The following is a 313-nucleotide window of genomic DNA, read 5'->3' as shown; positions in this document are numbered from 1 at the left end:
GCTGGGCGAACGACAGCACCAGCGGCTCTTGGCGCGACACCGCCGTGATCGCCGGCAGCTCGTGCGGGCCGCAGCGGCTCAGCACCTCGACGATGCCTGCCGCCAGATCGGCAAGCACCGGCCTGGTAAACAGCGTCGTCAGCGGCACCTCCACGCCAACAGCCTGCGACAGCCGGCTGAGCAGCCGCACCGCCAGGAGCGAATGGCCGCCGAGCTCGAAGAAGTGGTCGTGGCGGCCGATGCGCTCGACGCCGAGCAGCTCCGCCCAGATGCCGGCCAGCGCCGTCTCGACCTCGCCTTGCGGCGCCGCATA

The 313-nt window shown here is 71.6% G+C and carries 1 protein-coding gene; it reads right to left on the bottom strand.

The annotated features are described in order from the left end of the window. The coding region (locus tag PU724_RS34020) for a phosphopantetheine-binding protein (RefSeq protein WP_426213867.1) at window positions 1-313 on the bottom strand (313 nt) is incomplete at both ends.

This window comes from Mesorhizobium abyssinicae (genome assembly GCF_049887195.1).
In the GTDB taxonomy this organism is placed as follows: domain Bacteria; phylum Pseudomonadota; class Alphaproteobacteria; order Rhizobiales; family Rhizobiaceae; genus Mesorhizobium; species Mesorhizobium abyssinicae.
The sequence above is the reverse complement of the archived record's forward strand: the minus strand, read 5'-3'. Positions and strand labels throughout refer to the sequence as shown.